Below are 22,246 nucleotides of genomic sequence, written 5' to 3'. Positions count from 1 at the left end.
TTTATCGTGTTCGAGATCGCCCCGCTGGTGTGGGTGATGATCAACAGCCTGCAATCGGAAGACCCGAACATCTTCGCCGTGGCCACCGGTATCGAAGAACACAACAACTATGCCGTGGACTTCATCAACGCCTGTGCCTACATCCGCGACGAGCTGCCGTATGCGCTGACCTCGGGCGGCGTGTCCAACGTGTCGTTCTCGTTCCGGGGCAACAACCCGGTGCGTGAGGCGATTCACTCGGTGTTCCTGCTGTACGCGATCCGCAACGGCCTGACCATGGGTATCGTCAACGCCGGCCAGCTGGAGATCTACGACCAGATCCCGGCCGAGCTGCGCGATGCCGTGGAAGACGTGGTGCTCAATCGCACGCCGGAAGGCACCGACGCCCTCCTCGCCATCGCCGACAAGTACAAGGGCGACGGCAGCGTCAAGGAAGCCGAGACCGAAGAGTGGCGTGGCTGGGACGTCAACAAGCGTCTGGAACACGCGCTGGTCAAAGGCATTACCACGCACATCGTCGAAGACACCGAAGAATCCCGTCAGTCATTCAGCCGGCCGATCGAAGTGATCGAAGGCCCGTTGATGTCCGGGATGAACATCGTCGGCGACCTGTTCGGCGCCGGCAAAATGTTTCTGCCGCAGGTGGTGAAATCCGCCCGCGTGATGAAGCAGGCCGTGGCTCACTTGATCCCGTTCATCGAGCTGGAAAAAGGCGACAAGCCGGAAGCCAAGGGCAAGATCCTCATGGCCACGGTTAAAGGCGACGTGCACGACATCGGCAAAAACATCGTCGGCGTGGTGCTCGGCTGTAACGGCTACGACATCGTCGACCTCGGCGTGATGGTGCCGGCCGAAAAGATCCTGCAAGTGGCCAAAGAGCAGAAGTGCGACATCATCGGCTTGTCCGGTTTGATCACGCCGTCGCTCGATGAAATGGTTCACGTCGCCCGTGAAATGCAGCGTCAGGACTTCTACCTGCCGTTGATGATCGGCGGCGCGACCACCTCCAAGGCCCACACGGCGGTGAAGATCGAGCCGAAGTACAGCAACGACGCGGTGATCTACGTCACCGACGCCTCGCGCGCCGTCGGCGTGGCCACGCAATTGCTGTCCAAGGAACTGAAACCGGCCTTCGTCGAGAAAACCCGCCTGGAATACATCGAGGTTCGTGAGCGCACCGCCAACCGCAGCGCCCGTACCGAACGCCTGAGCTATCCGGCGTCTATCGCCAAGAAGCCGCAGTTCGACTGGAGCACGTACGCGCCGGTCAAGCCGACATTCACCGGCGCCAAGGTGCTGGATAACATCGACTTGAAGGTGCTGGCCGAATACATCGACTGGACCCCGTTCTTTATTTCCTGGGACCTGGCCGGCAAGTACCCGCGCATCCTGCAGGACGAAGTGGTGGGCGAAGCCGCCACCTCGCTGTTCGCCGATGCCCAGGAAATGCTCGCCAAGCTGATCGATGAAAAACTGATCAGCGCCCGTGCGGTGTTTGGCTTCTGGCCAGCCAATCAGGTACGCGACGACGACATCGAAGTCTATGGCGATGACGGCAAGCCGATTGCAAAGCTGCATCACCTGCGCCAGCAAATCATCAAGACTGACGGCAAGCCGAATTTCTCGCTGGCCGACTTTGTGGCGCCGAAGGACAGCGAAGTGACCGACTACGTCGGTGGTTTCATTACCACCGCAGGCATCGGCGCCGAAGAAGTCGCCAAGGCTTATCAGGACGCCGGCGACGATTACAACTCGATCATGGTCAAGGCCCTTGCCGACCGTTTGGCCGAAGCCTGCGCCGAATGGCTGCACCAGCAGGTCCGCAAGGATTACTGGGGCTACGCCAAGGACGAAACCCTCGACAACGATGCCTTGATCAAAGAGCAATACACCGGCATCCGCCCTGCTCCGGGTTATCCGGCCTGCCCGGATCACACCGAGAAGGCAACGCTGTTCAAACTGCTCGACCCGCAAGCCGAAGAGCTGAAGGCCGGCCGCAGCGGCGTGTTCCTCACCGAGCATTACGCGATGTTCCCGGCCGCAGCGGTCAGCGGCTGGTACTTCGCTCACCCGCAAGCGCAGTACTTCGCCGTGGGCAAGGTCGACAAGGATCAGGTGCAGAGCTACACCTCGCGCAAAGGCCAGGAATTGAGCGTGACCGAGCGCTGGCTGGCGCCGAACCTGGGCTACGACAACTGATCTTCGAAACGGCGCGCTCTGGAGGTGCACGTGTGCCAACTCCAGAGCGTCGCCGGCTGACGATCAGGTCTGCGCGGCCAGTGCGGCCATTTCACGCGTCGAGAGTTCGACCAGCAAATGCTGGCGCTCGGCCTTGTTGGCGGTTTCCAGCGTCCTCAACGCCAGGAAGTACGTCTGATTGAATTCGGGGAAGCTGTCCTCAAGCGCAGTTGCTTTCGCCTGAAAGCCCTGTTGTACCCGACTGAATTCAGCAGGGTATTTTTCCTCCAGGAAGTCTCTCCAGTATTTTCGCGCAATCAGTTGTTCGACAAACGCTGGCGTCTGTTCGCGGGCAATGATCCTGGTGTACGCCTGCTCCAGATCCGCTGCGTTCAATTTCGCCAGGTTTTCGTAAATCATCCCTTTTGGCTGGCTGGGCAGATCGAGACGTTGCGCCAGGCCGGTGCGATAAGCCAGACGGATTTCGGCGGGATCGATACGGGGATTGAGCTGAATCCGCACCTTGGCCTCCTCCTCAACCTGAGCCAGTCGAAACAGACGCCTGGATAGTTGAAGCAACTCGCGACCTTTATGCTCCGGGGCGATGGACTTCAAGGCTTCGAACTCAAAGACCTCGACCTCCAGCTCGTTGAACAACAATATTCGGCCATCACCACAGGTCACTTGATGCCTCAACGCTCTCGCCAGGCCCATCAACCGCTGGCTCAGTGCCTCATCGCCGTACGCGGACTCAAGCACACGCCAGACGCGCTGTGTCAGCCCGGCGCGATCCGCCGCAAAGTCATGGGTGTGTCGAAGTTGCGAAAAAATGTATGCGAAGTCCTGTGTGGCGTCCTGGGCCATCAACGTGTTCCATATCGGGTGCTTTTCCGAGTCTGCCGCCACGCCGGCAAACCAACGGTTTTTCTGCGCGTCGGGCGCCTCGTGGTCGGGGTGATCATCTTCCTCATCGGTATCGGAAGAGTCGATCGGCTCGAACCCCTCCAGCACACGGTCTATTTGCTCATTGGTAAAACCCAGCCCGCGCCCGGTGTTCTGCATGTACTCCTGTAAACGGATGAACTCTTCTTCTTCCAGCAGGTTATCGAACAGATTGGTGCCCGCCATCAAGGTGGCGTGCTCTGGCTGCAACGCATCGGCAGGAATCGTCGTTATCTGATTGGTCCTCAAGTCGAGGGTCGTCAGGGCTGGCGCCTGGAGCGTTCCCTCAGGCCAGTCGACAAGGTTGTTACCACTCAAATCCAGGCTCTGCACCTGGTCAAGGCCGGTCACGTCAAACTCACTCAGCCGGTTTTCGCTCAGGTCCAGCCATTGCAGACGCGTCAGCGAGCGCAACTGACGTTGCAACGGTTCATTGCTGCTGAGGCTGTTATAGCGGGCGCTCAAACGCGTGAGGTGCTCGCATTGCGTAATGGCCTCGGGCAAATTGCCCAAGCCGTTACCGTTGAGGACCAGGCTACGCAACTGGGGAAATGAGCGCAAAAACGCAGTGGAGTTTTGCGTGAGTTCGACCTCGCTTAGGTTTAACACCCCGACGTGATTGAACGTGAGCGGCAAGGCAGGCACATCGCCGATGACCAGACCGGAAAGATCAAGTGCAAAATCACCCGGACCTCCATCCGCTACAGGCACCTCGCGCAAGGTAGCTCGCCAGCATTCCAGCAGCCGGTCAGCCGCCCGGCGGCGGTATACCGCGCTTACCCAGTTCCCGCGACGACGCACGGCCGGGACAGCGATCCAGTCATTCAACAGCGTGATCAATTGCGTCTGCTGTTGGTGCCATTGGACCAACCGTGCTTCGATTTCGCCAGCGCCCATGCCCCGGGCAAGCCATGCGTCAATTTGCTCGACCGCTTCGGCATCGCCAAGTCGAGGATCAAGACGCTGCAACCGGGCGGCCGAGGTCTGCGACACAGCACTTTCGCCAGGTCCGAGGTCCAGGGGCAGCAAAAGGTCCGGCTGCTCCGCGGCTTCAACCGGATAGAACTCCGGATCGCCCCCGGTTCGTCCTGCCGACAGATGCGCCATCGCGATGCCCATCGGGCTTTCGGACCCCGTGCGTTGTGCGTATGCGCGCACCGCCGTCAACGCTTGCGGACTCAACCGGCAACCTTGCAACGAGGTTCCTTGCAGCAGTCGATCATGCCCGCTCAGGGCCGCCTTGGGGATCTCGGTAATGGCAGTGTTATTCAACGCGAGGCGGCGCAGATCCGGCAGCGACAGTACGCCCTCGGGCCACGCTCTGGTTTGCGTATGACTCAGGTCCAGACTTCGTAGTTTGGTCAGCGAGCCAACGTCCAGGGTGCCGATGCGGTTGTGTGACAGGTACAGCGTTTCCAATGAGGTCAGGCGGTTCAACCGTGCTTGCGCTGACGCCGTGATCGTTAACTCGTTGAGTGACAGGTACAACTCGGTCAACTGCCCCAACGCATCAATGGCCTGCGGAATATCGGTCAGTCGGTTGGCGCTGAGTTCGAGCGTGCGCAACTGGGGAAACCCACGCAGGAAATCATTCACCTGCGGGGTCGACAGGCCGCCACCTCTCAGGACCAGGCGGCGAATATGAGGAAAGACCGTATCGCCAAGCGCGGGCAAGTCGCCCAATGGCCCAAACCCGGTCAGGTCCAACACCAGGTTTATCGGGCTGACAGTCCACCACGACCGGCCCGCCACGGGTTCCTGTGTTGCATACCTTGCACGTAACCCGTCGCGCGCGCAGTCACGGATTGTGTCAGCGATCCGCTCACGGTGATGGACTTCCATCTGCTCGCCATCGACCTGCACCACGTTGTCCTTCCATGTGTCCAGCGACTGATTCAAGGCGCGATGCTGTTCTTGCAATCCCTCGACCCGATCCAGCAACGTTCGCCCCGCGAGCCCGTCGGCATTGAACCGGGCCAGTGCGTCCTGAGCGAAGGTGCGTTCATCGGGCATCAGGTCGGACAAACGCCCCTCACAGTACTGCGCAAGCATCTGCCGCTCATCGACCAGATGAGCCGGGTGGTCATGCACATATTCATAAGCGTGCAGGAACGCCTGCCGTTCCAGGGCCGCCCAGTTCAGCTGCAGGCTGCGCCATAACGGCTCGTAGCCGTTGAACAGCTCGGCGGGCAGCGAACGGATCGGTAACCCATGCAAATCCAGGGTTTCAAGCCGGGCAAGGCCCAACACACCCGTCGGCCACTTGGCCAGGTTACCCGCCAGCCTCAAGGAGCGTAGATTGGTCAGCGTGCTGAAATCCATCAGGCTCATATCGCCTTTCAGCGAGAGCTGTTGCAGTTGCGTCATGCCTTCGAGAGCCCGCAACAATTGCGGCGCATAAGCCTGAGAGGCGCTGTCGAGCCTCAGTTCGGTGATAGTGGTCAACTCCGGCAGTTTCTCGGCCAGTGCCACCATATCCTCAGCGCTGACGGCAATATTGAGCTTTTTGACCTTCGGAAACTGCCCTAACACCGCAACGCTCATGTCACCAATGATCTGGTCACTGTTCAGATGAACGTCACGCACATGGGTGAAGTCGGCAGCCAGCTCAGGCAACGGGTCGGCACCGCGCAAATCAAGATAAAACGCAGGTTCCAGGCCTCGGTAGAGACCGTTGCGCCAACACCGGATCAGCTGGTCGGCGAGCAGCCTGCGGGCGGACTCATCTGCGCCGGCCCGCACCCAGTTGTTCAATGTGGTGCCCAAGCCGTCGAATTCCCGCTGCCGGTTAGCCAACAGATTGAACACTTGCGAATGGCTGTCTCCGGCGCTCAGGCGACTCCTGACGAATTGCTCGGCTTGCTCATCAGACAGGTTGGGATAGAGGTCTCGCACTCGGGAGACCAATGCGCTGTCGGGAAAGCCGACGCCACGGCCACTGGCCAGGTAACCGAGACGGCCAGTGGGCAAGCGCAGCGACGGGCGAGCATTAATGGGGCGTTGCTTCAAGACCATGGACATCTCGTTGCGATGAGCGCTGGCATAGTTGGCCAGTGTTTTTTGCAACGCGTGGACTGGCTCACCTTCGAAACGTGCCCGTGATGCCTGCGGCACAACTTCCAGCAACGACGCAAAAAGATTACGGCCGTGGGCAGGAATATTGTTAAGCGCCCTGCCTTGCCCGTCGAACGCCTGAAAACACTCGTCGCGCTTGACCAGAAAAAAGCGAGTTGCGCCGCTGTCACCGACACTGTCCAGCAGCGCTCCCTGGATCGAGCCTGAGCGCACTTCCACACGTATGTCCGGCGACCAGCCGGGCAAGTGCTCAAGACTGTGCAACGCCAACCGGTCGCTGGCCACCGACGCCATGGATTCCAGGTGCAGACCGCAGAGTGCCCGGCTGAAAGTGCCTTGCTGTAGATGCACGCGAATCGCTTTTGCCTGGCGCAAGGGGATTTTCCCGGTGCTGTGCAACCGGGACAGCTCGGCAGCACTGGCCTCGGCGAGCACCTCGCGAGCGGCCTCAGGCGACAGCGTCGGAAAACTGCGTGTCAGGCGTCGAGTGTCGGTATCTGCCGTCTGCTGATCAGCGCGAAGGCGGTCGAACAAAGACTGTTTTTTATCCAGCCCGTGATCGGCCAAGCGGTCCCTGAACATCTGCACACGGTCCGCGCCTTGCGCCGTGCTCCGACCACCCAATAAGCGGATAACTTGCGGTTCGTCGAGCGCTGACAACACACGCTCAGGCAGTTTCCCTGCCCTCACTTCGGCTTGGGTGATCTTGATGGTCGGCCTGGCGCTGTTCACCGTCGATACCGAACTGAAGCGCCGCGAAGCGCCCCAGAGTTCCGGGCCCTCGAAGACCTCCAGCACCTCTTCGCCAGGCCAGTCCGGCAACTCCAGCGCGAGATTGACGACCCAGTCATAAGCGTGGTCCAGGCGGCCGCCGCTGCGGAGTCGGTCGATCAGCCCGGTCACTTGCCGATCAGCCTTGAATGACGCCACGGTCTCGGACAATCGCGGCGGTGGTGGCAGATGGTCGACGTGCATCTGGCGCAAGGCATCATCGCTGACACCACTCACGCTGGCGATCTGCTCCAGTTCAGCGTCGGAAAAAGCCTGCATTTGCGGCTCAATGCGACGCAACAGCCTCAGGCGATCCCACTGCAGCGGCCGTTCAAGGCTATGGCGCCAGGCGCCAAGGTTGTTGTGAAGCAAGACCGGTTGGTAAGCGTCCGGGTCGGTGGGGTGTTTGATCCGCCACTGCTTGAGCGCGGGGTCGAAAGCCTTTTCGTAGGCATTGCCCTCCAGGTTGATGTAGGTCTTGCCGCCGACCTCGTATTGCCCCAGGGCGTTCGGGTTGAGGCCCTCCAGCGCGACGCCACTTTTGTAGGCGGCGAGGTCCGGATGCCACAAGCGCGGCTCGCCAAATGGCGTAGTGATCGTGCGCATCCCGTCGACAAAACCGGACGATGTGATCGGTGGCGCCTTGCTTGCCACTGCACCCACAGCGGCCATGAAGGCAACGTTCTCCATCACTGACTTGAGATGCCCCCAGGCCTCCTCGGCATCCCCCTCCTTCCATGCCTCCACGCCTTGATAGACCTCGCCAGACAACTGCACGGCGGTCACGACCAGCATCACCTCGCCCAGTCCCGGCACAAAAAAGGCGGCCACATTCAGTGCATTGAGCCCCCATTCAGCCCAGTGCCCGAGGCGTTCCAGCCAGGCCTGGTGGTCAACTTCAGCCGTGGGTATCGCCAGCAACCTTGCGTTGGACTTTGCCCTGGCAAGGTGAGCTTCATAGCGCGCGCCGAACACTTCACTGCCGATGAACGTTTCGCTCAACGCCAGGTTGACGTCCGGGTTCCAGACCAATTCGTACAGGCCGTTGCGGAAGGTCTTCGGGTTGAAAGGTGGGCCCGGATAGACCGGTTTCGGGTTCCAGCGCTGGACCTTGAGCTGGGACTTGAGCCGTCGGAAAAAGCTCGCGGACTCGTCCTGCGGCAGTAACCCGGCGAAGAACCGTTGATAGGACCGCGAGCGCAACTTGATCGCCAGGTCCTTTTCGAACGCGCCAAGCGACGAATACTCCTTGACCGGGCTTAACGGGTCACCCGGAACGTACACGATGACTTTCGCGTCGGGGGTGACTGACCGACTGAAGGTGGGCACCGGCAAAAACGCCTCGGCAATGTCCTCCAGCGTCGAAGTGGGTTTACGGGACGCCGGACCGATGATCAATACCTCACTCAACTCCGATCCCAGCACCGTCAACTGGCTGTAGGCCAGCCGGCGCCCATCGAGCCTGGCCTCAGGGTTGCCATCGAGTATCGCCAGCAACGCGGCGTAAGCGCTTTCATTGATGTTCGACTTCATCCGCGCGATATGCGCCTGCACGCGCAGCCTGTCCTTGCTCGCCGCGATCGTCTGCTCGCGGACCGTCGCCGATGTTTCGGGCGAATCGAAAACCGCGCTGAGGTGCTCCTGATACTGCTTGCCCAGGTCGAGCTTGCGACACAGCCTGGCGAACGCATCGGGCTTGATCGACGATTTGTCGCGTATTTTGTAGCGCGTCTTGCCGAACGGATAACGCTCCCGTTGATCGTAAAGCTCACTCTCCAATGCCCCGGCGGGTGCCAGCGCGCTGGTTTCCTGCAGGGCAACTTCATCGAAGGGTTCGTCAGCTTCAAAGTTGCGCAACGCCGCCTGCAACAGTGTCTGCTCATCGGCCTGATTGGGCGCGCGCAGATGAAACAGCATTGTCCTTGTCACATCCGCTGACTGGCCAAAGGTGTTGCTCATGGCTGCTTCCAGCAATGGCCTGGCGAATTCGCTGATGCCCTTGAAGTCTTTAAGCGTCTTGGCCAGCGCCTGGCTGGAGGTGTTGCTGCGCACCTGAGCATCGAGCAATGCCTGGCGCCATGCCGCAAGCGCCCCGGCATAAAGCGTCGGGTAAGTCTGGGCGAATAGCCGCGCGGGATCACGCGCCCGGGTCAGGCGCTCAAGATCGGGGCGAACAAGGTGTTCGGTCCAGTCGGGCAGACGGCTCTTGATAAACGGGGTATGAAGCCCTTGGTTCGCGGGCTTGGAAAGGTCCTGCATGATGTGAATCCTGATAACTCATTGATAGAGCCTCAGGACATCACGGCCAACCGGCCGGATGGCGGTACATATTTATAGGGAGGACGAAACCCTCACGCTTACTGTTGCGCGGTTTTACCGACTTCACCGGTAGCGCCCGCCCGGTTCCGGATCGCTGCCGGCATTCTTTCGCGATTGTCTATGCTTACGCCACGACATTAATGACGAGGAATTTATGGACGATCCAGTCGACAACAAGCCGCCGAGCTTCTGGCAGATGATGCACAGCGTGATGGCCGCCGCGTTCGGCGTACAGAGCGGGAAGAATCGCGCCCGGGACTTCACCCACGGCAAACCGAGTCATTTCGTGATTCTGGGGATTTTGTTCACGGCCATATTTGCGTTGACGCTGTTCGGCATTGTGCTCCTGGTGTTGCACCTGGCCGGGGTTTAGCGCATCAGGGTGTGCAGGCTGAACGGATAGCGATAGGATGCTGGCCGCCCCTTGGCCGACAGTCGAGCAAAATTCACGCCGTAGTCAGGGAATTCGCCTAGCGCCAACAGGCGCTTGGCTTGCGCCTTGTCGACCAGTTGCAGCAAGGGTATCTGCTGATCGCGACCGCCGTAACGGCTCAGGTCCACCCCTCGATCAACGTCATGCAACTCCACCAGCGCCCATCCGCCCAAGGTGAAGTGGCCGCCCAGCAACACGCTCAGTCGACCGTCGACCATCGCCTGCAACGCCGCGGGCGAGGTGTTGACCGCGCTGAACAACGCGTCCTTGCCTGGCACGCCGCCCGTTTCGGCAAACGCCTGCATCGCACCGAACGCCATTTCGTCATTGGCCGACCACACCAGCGAGACGTTCGGGTAGCGTCGAAACAGCAATTTCGCCTGCTCGTACGCCCGATCACGGGTCCAGCCGCCGTAGACCAGTTGGCGCAATCGCACTTCAGGGTGCTCGGCCAGCGCGCGCATCATGCCTTGCTCGCGCCGTTGTGCAGACGGGGTGATCTTCAGACCGGAGAACGCGAGCAACTCGATTACCTGGCCGGGCGCCGCCGGCGGGTGCTGGCGAATCATTTCCTTGAGCATCAGGTACCCGCCCTCCTCGTCGTTGGGCACCAGGCTGCCCAAACGATCAGGACGCTCGCCCAGCAAGCTCAGTTGATTGGCGGTCAGCGAGGCATTGACCATGAACAGCTTTACGCCGCTGCCCTCGGCCAGGCGCAGGATTTGCGGGGCAACGGACTGTTCGTTGACGAACACCAGGTAGTCGGGACGATGGGCACCTTGCAACGCCAGGCGCGCCTGCGCCAGGGTGAGTTCCGGCATGCGCTGGGAGTAGAGAATCTGCAAGTCGATGCCCAGATCCCGGGCCGCGGCCTGCATGAATTGCGAGTAACTGATCCAGAAGGCTTCCTGGGTTTTCCCCGGATTGAGGAACAACACCGATTCCGCACGCGCAGCCGATCCGCACGCCATGCCCAGCATCAGCACAAAGGTGGAGAAAAACTTCAACATTTAACGTCCGAGCCCCCGGAAAATCGCCGCGCATTATAGCCAGCGAAGTGCCGGAAACGGCGTTTATTCCGTTGTACGCCCGACAACTGTCGGAACCAGGCCCGGACGGGGTCGGTTATTGATGACTGACCCAGAATACCGCTGTGCCAACGACCAGGATGATCAGGAACAAAATCGCCCAGGCGTCGACCGTACTGTCAGGCTTTGTAGCTTTGGTAGGGTTGCTCATTGCATCGCCTCTTGTCGGTTTTATCGGTGATTGCATAAAGACTCGACCAGAGTAAAGACGACGATTGCCCGCACCACAAATAGGGGTTTAGCAATAACCGTTCTCGTTAGTCGTTTTGGTTCTTTACATATACTCAAACATCACTTTTGCGCATAACTACAAACTGGTATCTTGCCCCGGCTCCGTTGGGAGTGCGCGGCCGTGCGCGCAGAATTGCCGAAGCAGTATCGGAGACTTCCAAGCAAAAAACGTAACGGGATCCGACCGGCCCAAGCCTGAGAACAGGACTTATATGTACGTATACGACGAGTACGATCAGCGGATCATCGAGGACCGCGTCAAGCAGTTCCGTGATCAGACCCGACGCTACCTGGCAGGCGAGCTGAGCGAAGAAGAATTCCGCCCCCTGCGCCTGCAAAACGGGCTTTATATCCAGCGCTTCGCGCCGATGTTGCGAGTGGCGGTGCCTTACGGCCAACTGACTTCGCGCCAGACGCGGATGATGGCCAAAGTGGCCCGCGACTACGACAAGGGCTATGCCCACATCAGTACCCGGCAGAACGTGCAGTTCAACTGGCCGGCGCTGGAAGACATTCCGGACATTCTCGCTGAGCTGGCCACCGTGCAGATGCACGCGATCCAGACCAGTGGCAATTGCCTGCGCAACGTCACCACCGACCAGTTCGCCGGTGTCGCCGCCGACGAATTGATCGACCCGCGCCCGTGGTGCGAGATCGTTCGTCAATGGACGACGTTCCACCCGGAATTCGCCTACCTGCCGCGCAAATTCAAGATCGCCATCAATGGCTCGACCTCTGACCGTGCAGCCATTGAAGTCCATGACATCGGCCTTGAGCCGGTGCACAACGCCGCTGGCGAACTGGGTTTCCGTGTGCTGGTCGGTGGCGGCCTGGGCCGTACCCCGGTGGTGGGTGCGTTCATCAATGAATTCCTGCCGTGGCAAGACCTGTTGACGTACCTCGACGCCATCCTGCGTGTCTACAACCGCTATGGCCGTCGCGACAACAAGTACAAGGCGCGGATCAAGATTCTGGTCAAAGCCCTGACGCCTGAAGTCTTCGCGCAAAAAGTCGACGCGGAAATGGAACACCTTCGCGGTGGCCAGACCACGCTGACCGACGCCGAAGTGCATCGCGTCGCGAAACACTTCGTCGACCCGGACTACAAGGCCCTGGACAACCAGACCGCCGAACTGGCCCGACTCGACAACGAACACCCGGGTTTCGCTCGCTGGCGCACCCGCAACACCCTGGCCCACAAGAAGCCGGGTTATGTGGCGGTGACGCTGTCGCTGAAGCCGACCGGCGTTGCCCCGGGCGACATCACCGACAAGCAGCTCGACGCCGTGGCCGACCTGGCCGAGCGTTACAGCTTCGGGCAACTGCGCACGTCTCACGAGCAGAACATCATTCTGGCCGACGTGGAACAGTCGCAACTGTTCGCGATGTGGGGCGAGTTGCGCGAGCAAGGTTTCGCCACGCCGAACATCGGCTTGCTGACCGACATCATCTGCTGCCCTGGCGGTGATTTCTGCTCGCTGGCCAACGCCAAGTCGATCCCGATCGCCGAGTCGATCCAGCGTCGTTTCGACAACCTGGACTACCTGTTCGATATCGGTGAACTGGACCTGAACATTTCCGGTTGCATGAACGCCTGCGGTCACCACCACGTCGGCCACATCGGCATTCTCGGCGTGGACAAGAAAGGCGAAGAGTTCTACCAGGTCTCCCTGGGTGGCAGCGCCAGTCGCGATGCGAGCCTGGGTAAAATCCTCGGCCCGTCCTTCGCCCAGGACGCCATGCCTGACGTGATCGAGAAGCTGATCAACGTATACGTCGAACAACGTAACGAAGATGAACGCTTCATCGACACCTATCAGCGTATCGGCATCGACCTCTTCAAGGAGCGCGTCTATGCAGCGAATCATTAAGAACAACGAAGTCGTCGATGAAACCTGGCACTTGATGCCAAAGGACGCGACCCTCGATGGCATTTCCAACTGCGACGACCTGATCGTGCCGCTGGCCCTGTGGCGCGAACATGCGCATGCGCTCAAGGCCCGCGATGGCGGTCTTGGCGTGTGGCTGGACGCCGACGAAGAAGCCGAGGAAATCGGTGACGACGTCGAGCAGTTCAAGGTGATTGCCTTGAATTTCCCGGCGTTCACCGATGGCCGCAACTACTCCAACGCCCGTCTGCTGCGTGACCGTTACGGTTTCAAAGGCGAGCTGCGGGCGATTGGCGACGTGTTGCGCGACCAGTTGTTTTACCTGCACCGCTGCGGTTTCGATGCATTTGCGATTCGTGCCGACAAAGACCCGTACGAAGCCCTTGAAAGCCTCAAGGACTTTTCGGTGACCTATCAGGCCGCCACCGACGAACCGCTGCCGCTGTTCCGTCGCCGCTGATCGTCCAGCCTTGAACCCCGTTGTGGGGTTCAAGGCTTATTTCCTGTGATGACACATTGAATACCCGGCTTGCTTAAAGCCCGGCGCGATTCTCCAATTCCCTGAAAGCGGCCAACGGATTTTCGAACCGACCGCTGCCCTGACTCAGCCTCCGCCATAACTCTTGCGAGGCATCCGCCTCCCGCAAGAGCTGCCAGACTCGCGCTTGCAGCGACGAATACTCCACTCGAAAATCCGCCGTCAGGCTGAGCCGGTTTATGACATTCAGAAACCGTGTACCGGACGGGTTACTTGCCAGCCGCTCCCATATGGCTTGCATCGCCGTTTGTGTCTGTGCGTCACAGTCTCGCAACCAGACCACCGACTGCCCGTAGTCGGCGCCCTCCTCGCTCAGCCACAGATTGATTCCCGTTCGCTCTCGATGGCTCACAATGCGTCGAAGTGTGTCCTCGTCTGTCAGCGGGTTCCCCCACAGCAGCACGCTATCCTCGGCGGCGACCTGGTTGAATACGGCCGTGGGAACCCGCGTGATCCGGTTGTCACGCAAATCCAGCAAGGTCAGGCGCGGCTCATCCGGAATGCCGACAGGGCATCGTTTGATGCCGGTATTCCTCAGGGTTAGCCGGCGCAACTCGTTCATGCCTAGCACCACGGGAGGCACACCCAAGGGATTTTCACTCATCTCCAATGTCTGGAGCCGCACCAGTTCGCTCAACTGCCCCGCTGTCTCTTCGGTAAAGACCAGCCCGGTAGCGATGAGATTGAGTGACGTGAGTCGGGTCAGGCTGGAAATCACCGGCGGCAAAACGCCCTGGGCGCCACCGGCGGCGTCGAATTGAATCAGGTCCACATGCTCAAGATTTAGCGTCCGAAGATCAGGAAAACTCTCTAAAAAGCCATTTAGCGTGCCACGCTCGGTCACCTGGAAATTGAGCATCGATATTTCGATGACTTCGTTGAACCGCACGCTCATCAACGGCAATCGGTGATAGTCCTCATAACTCAGGTCCAGCTTGAAACCTGCAACCTGCCCCTGCGAATAGACGCGTTTGACTTGCGACTGGCGTTTTTGCCAGATCGCAATCAGCTCCTCGGCCAGCTCAGTGCGGGTTTCCCGCTCCTGGTTCACGACGTTATGCACCAGCTCAGCGTTATGTTCGGCGATTTGTTCATCGCTCAGGCCCTCAGCCTCATCATCCTCTTCAAACAGAAACGGGATATCCATGTCCTCAATGTCTTCCGCCACCTGGTCGACCCAGGCATTCAAGTCTGTGTTGAGCTGCAGTAGCTGTTGCCGGAGCGAATCGAGGTGTGCCTGAGCATTGCCCGCCGTGCGCTGTAGCAGTTCATCCGCTTCAGCATCCGAAAAATCCGGATAAATCTCCTTGACCTGCAACCTCATCACCTGGCGTGTCAGCGCTTCGGCCTGCGGTGTACCGGGGAAACCGCCACCGCGCAGTCCTTGCGCCTCGAAGGGCAAACCGGAGTCCAGCCGGTCCAGTCCAAGCCTCAAATCCGCGCGGGACAATGCACGGTCACTGATGTGCAGCCGCAGTTCATTGGCTGGATCAAGCGACCCCAGGTTCAACGCCAAACGCTCTTGGTCGGACAACAAGCCGAGGATGGCCTGGTAAAAATCCGTCTCGCCGCCCTGGTGCCCATAACGATTCCCGACCTTGACCAACTGCCGGGACACGCTGTTATCCAGCGCGATGCTTCGATCCAGAACCCGGCCGGTGGGGGAACCGTCGAGGATTTCGATTCGCACCTTTTTCGGCCATCCCGGAAGGTTTTTCAGCGAATGCAGGGCCAGGGTGTCGGACTCGGGGTTCGCCACCGAGCGCAGGTACAGCCCCTCATACGCGCGGTTGAGCCGCACATGCTGTTGGTATTGCCGGGCCTTGTTGTGCAACTGCCTGAACACTTGCCGGACCCGGGCCGCGTCGACCGGGCTCTGGACGTCCACGCCATGACGATCGAGCATTTGCTCAATGGCATTCCTGGGCAAGTCAGGATATTGCCGTTGAAACAACCGGACCCACTCTTGTTCCGAGCGCTGAAGCGCTTCATAGCGGGCGGTGAACAGCTCGGCGCGCTGGCTTTGGGACACCCCGGCCTGCGCCAGTTCCTGATCGATCCTGAAGCGGCTGAAGGTATCTGCCAGCAAGGGCGTCGGCGGGCGTCCGCCGTGCATCAGGCGCAGCATGTCGTCATCGATGGCGCTGACTTTGCCGATCTGCGCCAGCACCTCGTCGCTGAAAGAGGCCACTGGCGGACCGATGCCACGGATCAGTTCCACGCGGTTCAGCGGCGGGACGCCGGTTGACGCGGAAGAGCCCGCGACCGGATCCGCCACCGGCCTGACGCCCTCCACCGTCGGATGGGCTCCGGGCTCGTGGGCACGCTCCGCAACGACGCCGGCCTCGGCCCCCTCCCGTTTGAGCGCCGCGCCCGCGCCAGCCAGCGGCAGCGCATTGAGCAAGCCAAACACCGTACGCGTCACACCTGCCGCTCGATCACTTGACGTTGCACCGTTGATGGCCTGATCAAGGCCATACCCCGCGTCAATGATGCCGGCCAGCGCCAGCAGCCCTTCGCCGCCCGGTACAAATAGCGCCAACGGAGCGAAACGGTTGACCCACTGCACGACCGGCTCGACCACCGCACTCAAGTTATCCCGGTTGACCTGGGCATCGTCACGAATGGTTTTGACACTGGCCCGCGAAGCTTCCTTCATGGTCAGCACCAAGTGGGCAAACGGATCGGTGCCGACGGGCGAGTCATCGAAACCGATGTATCGGGCGGGCTCCCAGTAGCCGTCGTCGTTGAAGAGCCCGGCTTCTTTGGTCAGCCGATGTTTTCGCGGGTAGAGCGCCATGCCCTCCAGCGCCGTCAGCACACCGGCATGGAACGTACCATCCTTGCGGTCATCCTCGGCGAAGTGGGCGGCCAGGGCCTGTTTCGTCGCATCACTTGTGCCCTGCCGCACAACCCATTGATGCAATTGCCGGGTGTCGGTGAACGCGTGAAGTGGCGAAGAGTTGCCGGGGATGTACACCAGCAGCGCGCCGTCAGGGGCCCGCCAGCCCCAGATATCCTTCGCGGTGTAGCGATAGAGTTTCAGGCGGCCAATCTTCAGCGTTGGCGCCCCTTGGGTCGGTGCCTGCAGTGGGTTGATCGTCAAGGTTGCCCAGGCTTGGTCAGGCGGCAATCCCATTGCCTGCATGGCCAGCGCCAGGCCCTCGGGAGTCAGGCTGGCCTCTTGCTGCTGGAGAAAAGCGGCCATGACAAAGGCGATCCTGGCCGACGTTTTCAGGACGTTCGGCGTGGCGGCAACGATCACGTCGTCCGCTGGCCAGGCCTGATCAAGATAGCGTTGATACCGCCCTTGCAGATCCAGCTCCCAGACCCACTTCCTGAAGTCGGCGGGCCTCACCGCGATTTGGGTCGCAGGCCCATAGACTTGCGGATCGGTCCGACGGTAGAGGCCTTCGTAGGAGTAGTGGTAGTCGTTGCCGGGCTCGGTCTTGTCATCGACATGCTCGACAATCCGAACAGACGGCCCGACATCGGGTGGCGTGTATAACCCGAACATTGTTTCCACGAAGCGCCCGTCGCCCACAGTCTGATAGTTGGACAGCAACGCCTGCACCAGGGACATGGCGCTCGCGATCCGCCCCTGGTGGATGCCGTTCCGGGCAGGCCGCCCCTTGTAGTCGTAATCGAGCGTCACCAACTGCGCCGTTGCCGGGTCGATGTCCTGGCCCCACTTTTCCTGGATCAGGTGTGCGCCAAACCGGGCGGGCGTCTGTGGCAGCGCGTCATCCACGACGTGCCTGAGGTTCTCGCGCGTTTGCGGCAAGGCCGGTGCATTCCCTTGATTGCCTGCACAGTTGTTCATTGTTCGGCCCCGCTGGCGCTGGTACCGGGCACTTCGGGCGCGGGATGGCGCCCCAGCGCCTGGGACGTCAGTTGCCAGATCAAATCCCGACGTTCGTTTCTGAAGTTTTGAAGGATGGCATTCATGCGCTCCGCAGCGGTCTCGCGAGACAACTGGACCTGTCCCTCGAGCTGCGCAAAGCCTTGTGCCGTGCGGTCCGTGATCACCGCGAAACGGTCACGATGGGCCGCTTCCAGATACTCGATCCAAAAGCCTTGCTGAACGATCCAGTCTTGCAACGCGCTTGTACGCTCGATTTCCAAGACAGCCAGGCAGGCCTTGTCCAGTGCTGCCGCCGTCACTTCGACATTCAATCCGGCCACCATCCGCCGTGGCTGCGCCGGCAAGTCCAATCGTTCGGCCAGACCCACGCGATACGCCAGGCTGATCTCCAGTGCATGATCGTAACGATTGAGTTGAGCGCTGCTGCGGGTGTTGATATCCGTCAGAGCCAGTCTCTCGACCTCTTGCAACCGGAACAACCCGCGCAGCAGATTGATGAACTGTTGCTCCAGTGCCGCCAACCCCGTGGTAGCTGCTGCCATGGCCCTGAAACACAACACACGGACTTCCATTTCACTGAACAGCGCCAAGTAACCATCGGCGCTGATCCCTCCGGTGCGGGCGATGCTGAAAAGCGAGCGTCGTAAACGGTCATCTTCACCGGCCGCCTCCAGAACATTCCACACCCGCTGGCTGAATTGCGAGTACAGCCGGCTGAAGTCCGCCGTGCTCTGGAGGCGCGCGAGCACGTTGAAAAAATCCCTGGAACCCGGACAGGCCAGCAATGACTCCCACAGCGCGCGCCCGGACACGGTTTCAGCAAGCGTTTTCCCGGCCAGCCATGAGGCGCTTTGCGCTGCCTGGGTCAGGGTCGGCGCAGCCTGTCGACGATATTCCATGACCCCAAAACTGACGCCGTTCTTTTGCTGATAGGCAAGGAGCTGTTTAAAGGTCGCGGGCGATAACGGGTTGCCATGCAGATGGATTTCCCGTTTTGACGCCCAGGCGTCCTTGAAGAACATCGCTGGAAGACACTCTATTCGGTTGTCACGCACATCGACCACGCGCAGCTCCCGCAGATCGGAGGTGCCCGCCGGCCACTGGTCGATCCCGCTCGCCCTCAGGTTCAGCTGTTGCAGGTGCTGCAGTTTGCTGACATCCGGCACGTACGAAAGGCTCGGGTTGCAGGCGAGGTTCAGCGTGCGCAGATTGCTCATGCCGGCCAACTGGCCGGCCGATTCCGCCGTCAGTTGAATCAGGTTGTCGCTCAGATCCAGGTGGGCCAGTCGGGGCATGCTCGTCACCGCCAAAGGCAATCGGGTCAGGTGATTAGCGGTCAAGGTCAAGCTGTGCAAATTGCTGAAGTTGCGCAGAAACGCATTCAAGCCGCTGCTGGCACCCACGCCCTCCATCACCAGACGGTCAATGTGATGGAAGTCACCGCTGATCACAGGCAGTTCACCCAATGGCTGCGGATCAAAGGCCAGCGTTCTGAACAGCCCTTCGCTTGTCTGGACAAACCCGGATTCCTTACGCCAACCACCGATGATGGCCTGCGCTGCGCGAACCTTGCTGTGCTTCGCGACTTTCAGCCTCGGACCATCGGGTGCCTGATGCCAGGTCGTGCGACTCACCCAGCGGCCCAATGCTTCCCTGATCGAGAAAAACTCAAGCCTGAGCGACTCCAGCTTCTGCAGAATCAGAATTTCGTTGGTACCGAGGGCCGCGAGGAATCTGTGGATTTGTGCCGGGGAATGCGTCGGATACAGCTCTTGCGCCCGGCGCACCATCACGTCGGAGCTGCTGACGATGGCAGCGCTTGCAGAGGGCATCGCGGCATGTGCAGCGCAGAGCCGGTCGGCAAACTCCATCGGCGAGTGGTCACCCAGCCGACCCGCAGCATCAATGACCTGCGTAACGGTATCGCGGCGCTGTAGGGCAACCTGCGTGATCTTCTGCCGCAACGCCATCCAGGCGTCATCGGTTTGCACACCCAGCGCCGTTCTGCGCGCGGTCGACAGCCCGTGCCAGAGTGCCTGGAAGTAGTGTTCGCGGGTTCGATTGAAGAACGAGGTCACTGGCCCATCCCGGCCGTCGAAAACACTGTAGCGATCACCCTGTGCCTTGATCACCAGCTGCTGCGTGGCGGAGTCTGATCCGATACTGGCCACTTCTTCCTTTCCGCTTGCCCACTCCCGCACCTCGACCCGCAGATTGCCGTCCCAGCCAGGCAGGTGCTCAAGGGTGTGCAGCACCAATCGGTGACTGTCGATACTCTCGGCACTGTTCAGGTACAAACCTTCATAGGCCCGAGCGACGCGTAATACCCGCAAGTAATGGCGCGCCTCCTCCGCCAGCCGTAAGGGTACCCGTGCCATCTCCAGTTCTTCCCGCTCAGCGGATAACGCGTTTCGCTCCAACTCCTCGGCCACACTGGCCGGCAATTCGGGGAATTTTCCGAGCAGGACGGACACTCGCGTATTGGCCGGGGTTTCGGTGCGCTGATAAATCCGTGTGAACAGGGTCGGTCGTTTGCGTTGAGCCTCCTGACCAAGAATTCTGATCAGTTCAGCAACCTCGACCACCGGATTATCGATGTTCAGTCCCAACAGCTGCGCCCGCAGGTGACGGTCAAGCGCCGATAGCAACGCCGTGTAGAAATGCCCATTTCCCAACGCCGCCTGGCTGAGTCTGACGGTCTTGGCGGCCCCTGCGCTGGACGGGCCATAGACGTGCACTTGTTCGTTTGCGGCATTGACGACACTGACAGCGGTATCCGCCGGCCAACGGGTGTGGGTCGTCAGCAGCTGCAATTGCAGGTCGTGATCCGCCCGAGAGGCCGATGATGGGGTTTGCATGCGCTCGATAAATCGGCTGACGGCGGCGTCGGCGCGAAACCGCCGAACCGTATCAATCAGCACGGCCGGAGGGCTGCGTCGATCAATGTGGGCCTGACGCAGAGCGCTGTCGTCGATCCCGCTGACGGCCATGATCTGGAGGGCGACGACGTCGGAAAAATCATCGGCGCCGTGACCGAAACGGCGAAACAGCGTGAGCCGGTCCCAGGCCTGGGGCAGCTCCGAATCGTGCCGCCAAGCGCCACGCCCGTTGGTTTCGAGCAACGGTAAATAGCCGTCGGCGATACCGTTGGGTTGAAGGATTTCCCAGAGGTCGGTTTCGGCCTTGGGCCGCACGGCGTAAACCTTGGCATTGATGGCCAGGTACGCTTGATCACCCACCCAACGCAGCCCTTGATCATCCATCGCCAGCGTGGACGGTAACGACCGATGCTGCTGATAGACCGCCAGATCAGGCTTCCACAGGCGGGTACGGGAGTCCCCGAGGTGGACGGTCCGCAGCCGCTCGATGAACGTCGATGTCCTGATCGCTTTGCAGGCCGTGCCCGCCACCGCCGTACCCGCCACGAAAGCCGCCATCAGGACCAGGTTTTCCACCGTGTCGAACAGGTAGTCCATGGCCTGCTCCTGTTCGCCCCTGGACCACCGGTCGATTCCTTCATAAACCTGCGTCAGCAGTTGCGCGCCGGTCACCACCAGCAGGATCTCGCCCACAACGGGTAACAAGGAGGCTGCCGCCAGCAGAAAATCAAGGCCGATCGCCTTCCAGACTTCCAGCCGAGCGAGCCGCGACAGTTCGTCTTCATCGTCAGTGGGAACGACCAGAAGCCGGGCATCGGCCATGATCTGGCTGGAATAGTGGCGAAAAAGCGTCTGAAACAAGTCACCTTTCACGTCGACGCCGGCCACCGAGACATAAGTGGCGCTCGCTGGAAGCGGCGACGATTTGGGGGCTAGCAGATTTGATTCCAGGGCACTCAGAAACGCAGCGCGGTCCGCCAGCTTGATATACCGCAAGAAGGATCGACGAAACGCCGCGACTTTCAATCGAGCGCTCAACTCCGCTTCAAAATGAGTGAACGATGAATACTCTTTCAGTGGATGCAGCAGATCACCCGGCAAATAGACCACACACCGGTCATCATCACGCTCACTGACCGGGCTGATCGACATCGCCCCCATGAGTGTCACGTCGAACATTTTCAAGGTTCGGTATCCCAGGCCGTTGGCGCCTGGCCTGCAGGGCTGATCATTGTTTCCAACCGCCCGCAACATCTGGTGAGCCTCGACGCTGATATGTTTTTTCATCAACGCCAGATGCCTGTCTACTTCAAAGCAATTCTGCGAATGGCTGATGCATGCGGCCCGCAGCTCATTCACTGTTGATTCGGGTTCAAACAGCGACTGAAGATGGGCCTGGTACTGTTTGCCCAGATCCAGTGACCGGCACACGGTGGCAAATTCATGGGGCTTGATCGGCAGTATCCGGTTTTTTTTGCCGGTCACTTTTTCAGGAATATAAATCAACGAACTGTCGTGGTAGTTCCCCTCCAGCATTTCGCTTGCGGCGAAATTCTCACAGGCAGCGGTCAACAAATCCCGGTCGATCGGCAACACCAGTTTCTTGCGCAGCCCCAGCAGGCTCGAGGTCGATCGCACGTGCTGAAATACCACGCCCGTGACGTCAAGCGGCGTACCCAGCTTGTCGGACAAGGCCTTGGCCAGCAACGGCGCGCAGAACGCCTGCACGGACTTGAGGTTTTTCAGAAGGCTGGCGGCAGCGGTTTTTGAGCGATGGCTGGCAATCAGGCTTTCATGGAGCTCACGTCGCAACTCAGCCGAGGCGGACAGTAACCAGGAGGGAACATTATTTTTGACCAGTTCAAGGAAAACGCCTTGTTGATCCGGCGTTAACACGGGAATGTTTTTAGCGGTGGAGATGGAAGACATGCTTGAGTAACTCGGAAACTGAAAAGAACTTTCAGCTTACCGACCATCTTTTTTAACCAGCGTTACCTATATACCACCACTAAAAAAAGGGCCCTTTCATTGCCTGACA

The 22,246-nt window shown here is 60.1% G+C and carries 8 protein-coding genes; 4 read left to right on the top strand and 4 right to left on the bottom strand.

The genetic code is table 11. The features are described from left to right. The coding region (locus ACQKP4_RS00805; RefSeq protein WP_427629485.1) for a vitamin B12 dependent-methionine synthase activation domain-containing protein at window positions 1–2,199 on the top strand (2,199 nt) is incomplete at its 5' end. A 63-nt stretch (window positions 2,200–2,262) separates the two neighbouring features. On the opposite strand, the gene ACQKP4_RS00800 is transcribed toward ACQKP4_RS00805, so the two are convergent. Then, window positions 2,263–9,225 (bottom strand): NEL-type E3 ubiquitin ligase domain-containing protein, encoded by a 6,963-nt coding sequence (locus ACQKP4_RS00800; protein ID WP_427629483.1) that lies wholly within the window; start codon window positions 9,223–9,225, stop codon window positions 2,263–2,265. A 214-nt stretch (window positions 9,226–9,439) separates the two neighbouring features. Between ACQKP4_RS00800 and ACQKP4_RS00795 the strand changes: the two genes are divergently transcribed. Beyond that, window positions 9,440–9,658 (top strand): DUF2970 domain-containing protein, encoded by a 219-nt coding sequence (locus tag ACQKP4_RS00795; RefSeq protein WP_427629481.1) that lies wholly within the window; start codon window positions 9,440–9,442, stop codon window positions 9,656–9,658. Here ACQKP4_RS00795 and ACQKP4_RS00790 read toward each other — a convergent pair. After that, window positions 9,655–10,728 (bottom strand): ABC transporter substrate-binding protein, encoded by a 1,074-nt coding sequence (locus ACQKP4_RS00790; RefSeq protein WP_427629479.1) that lies wholly within the window; start codon window positions 10,726–10,728, stop codon window positions 9,655–9,657. The two genes, ACQKP4_RS00795 and ACQKP4_RS00790, sit on opposite strands and share 4 nt — an antisense overlap. Before the next feature lie 521 nt (window positions 10,729–11,249). Between ACQKP4_RS00790 and ACQKP4_RS00785 the strand changes: the two genes are divergently transcribed. Next, on the top strand, window positions 11,250–12,908 hold the full coding sequence (locus ACQKP4_RS00785; RefSeq protein ID WP_427629477.1) for a nitrite/sulfite reductase: 1,659 nt from the start codon (window positions 11,250–11,252) through the stop codon (window positions 12,906–12,908). Then, entirely contained in the window at window positions 12,892–13,386 is a 495-nt protein-coding gene (locus ACQKP4_RS00780; RefSeq protein WP_427629475.1) for a DUF934 domain-containing protein, read from the top strand. The genes ACQKP4_RS00785 and ACQKP4_RS00780 overlap by 17 nt, the downstream gene beginning before the upstream one ends. 73 nt (window positions 13,387–13,459) lie before the next feature. On the opposite strand, the gene ACQKP4_RS00775 is transcribed toward ACQKP4_RS00780, so the two are convergent. Then, on the bottom strand, window positions 13,460–17,287 hold the full coding sequence (locus tag ACQKP4_RS00775) for a dermonecrotic toxin domain-containing protein (protein WP_427629473.1): 3,828 nt from the start codon (window positions 17,285–17,287) through the stop codon (window positions 13,460–13,462). Then, window positions 17,284–22,137: an NEL-type E3 ubiquitin ligase domain-containing protein gene (locus ACQKP4_RS00770; RefSeq protein ID WP_427629471.1), complete on the bottom strand. Its 4,854-nt coding sequence runs from the start codon at window positions 22,135–22,137 to the stop codon at window positions 17,284–17,286. The genes ACQKP4_RS00775 and ACQKP4_RS00770 overlap by 4 nt, the downstream gene beginning before the upstream one ends. Between the last annotated feature and the right edge of the window lie 109 nt (window positions 22,138–22,246).

Source organism: Pseudomonas sp. NPDC086278, assembly GCF_050280905.1.
Lineage (GTDB): Bacteria > Pseudomonadota > Gammaproteobacteria > Pseudomonadales > Pseudomonadaceae > Aquipseudomonas.
Note: the sequence above shows the minus strand (reverse complement) of the source record. Positions and strands in the feature narration are given on the sequence as shown.

Bases quoted from the DNA above. Each gene is read 5' to 3' on its own strand.
- ACQKP4_RS00790 (WP_427629479.1), bottom strand. From the start codon at position 10,728: ATGTTGAAGTTTTTCTCCACCTTTGTGCTGATGCTGGGCATGGCGTGC.
- ACQKP4_RS00775 (WP_427629473.1), bottom strand. From the start codon at position 17,287: ATGAACAACTGTGCAGGCAATCAAGGGAATGCACCGGCCTTGCCGCAA.
- ACQKP4_RS00770 (WP_427629471.1), bottom strand. From the start codon at position 22,137: ATGTCTTCCATCTCCACCGCTAAAAACATTCCCGTGTTAACGCCGGAT.
- ACQKP4_RS00780 (WP_427629475.1), top strand. From the start codon at position 12,892: ATGCAGCGAATCATTAAGAACAACGAAGTCGTCGATGAAACCTGGCAC.
- ACQKP4_RS00795 (WP_427629481.1), top strand. From the start codon at position 9,440: ATGGACGATCCAGTCGACAACAAGCCGCCGAGCTTCTGGCAGATGATG.
- ACQKP4_RS00800 (WP_427629483.1), bottom strand. From the start codon at position 9,225: ATGCAGGACCTTTCCAAGCCCGCGAACCAAGGGCTTCATACCCCGTTT.
- ACQKP4_RS00785 (WP_427629477.1), top strand. From the start codon at position 11,250: ATGTACGTATACGACGAGTACGATCAGCGGATCATCGAGGACCGCGTC.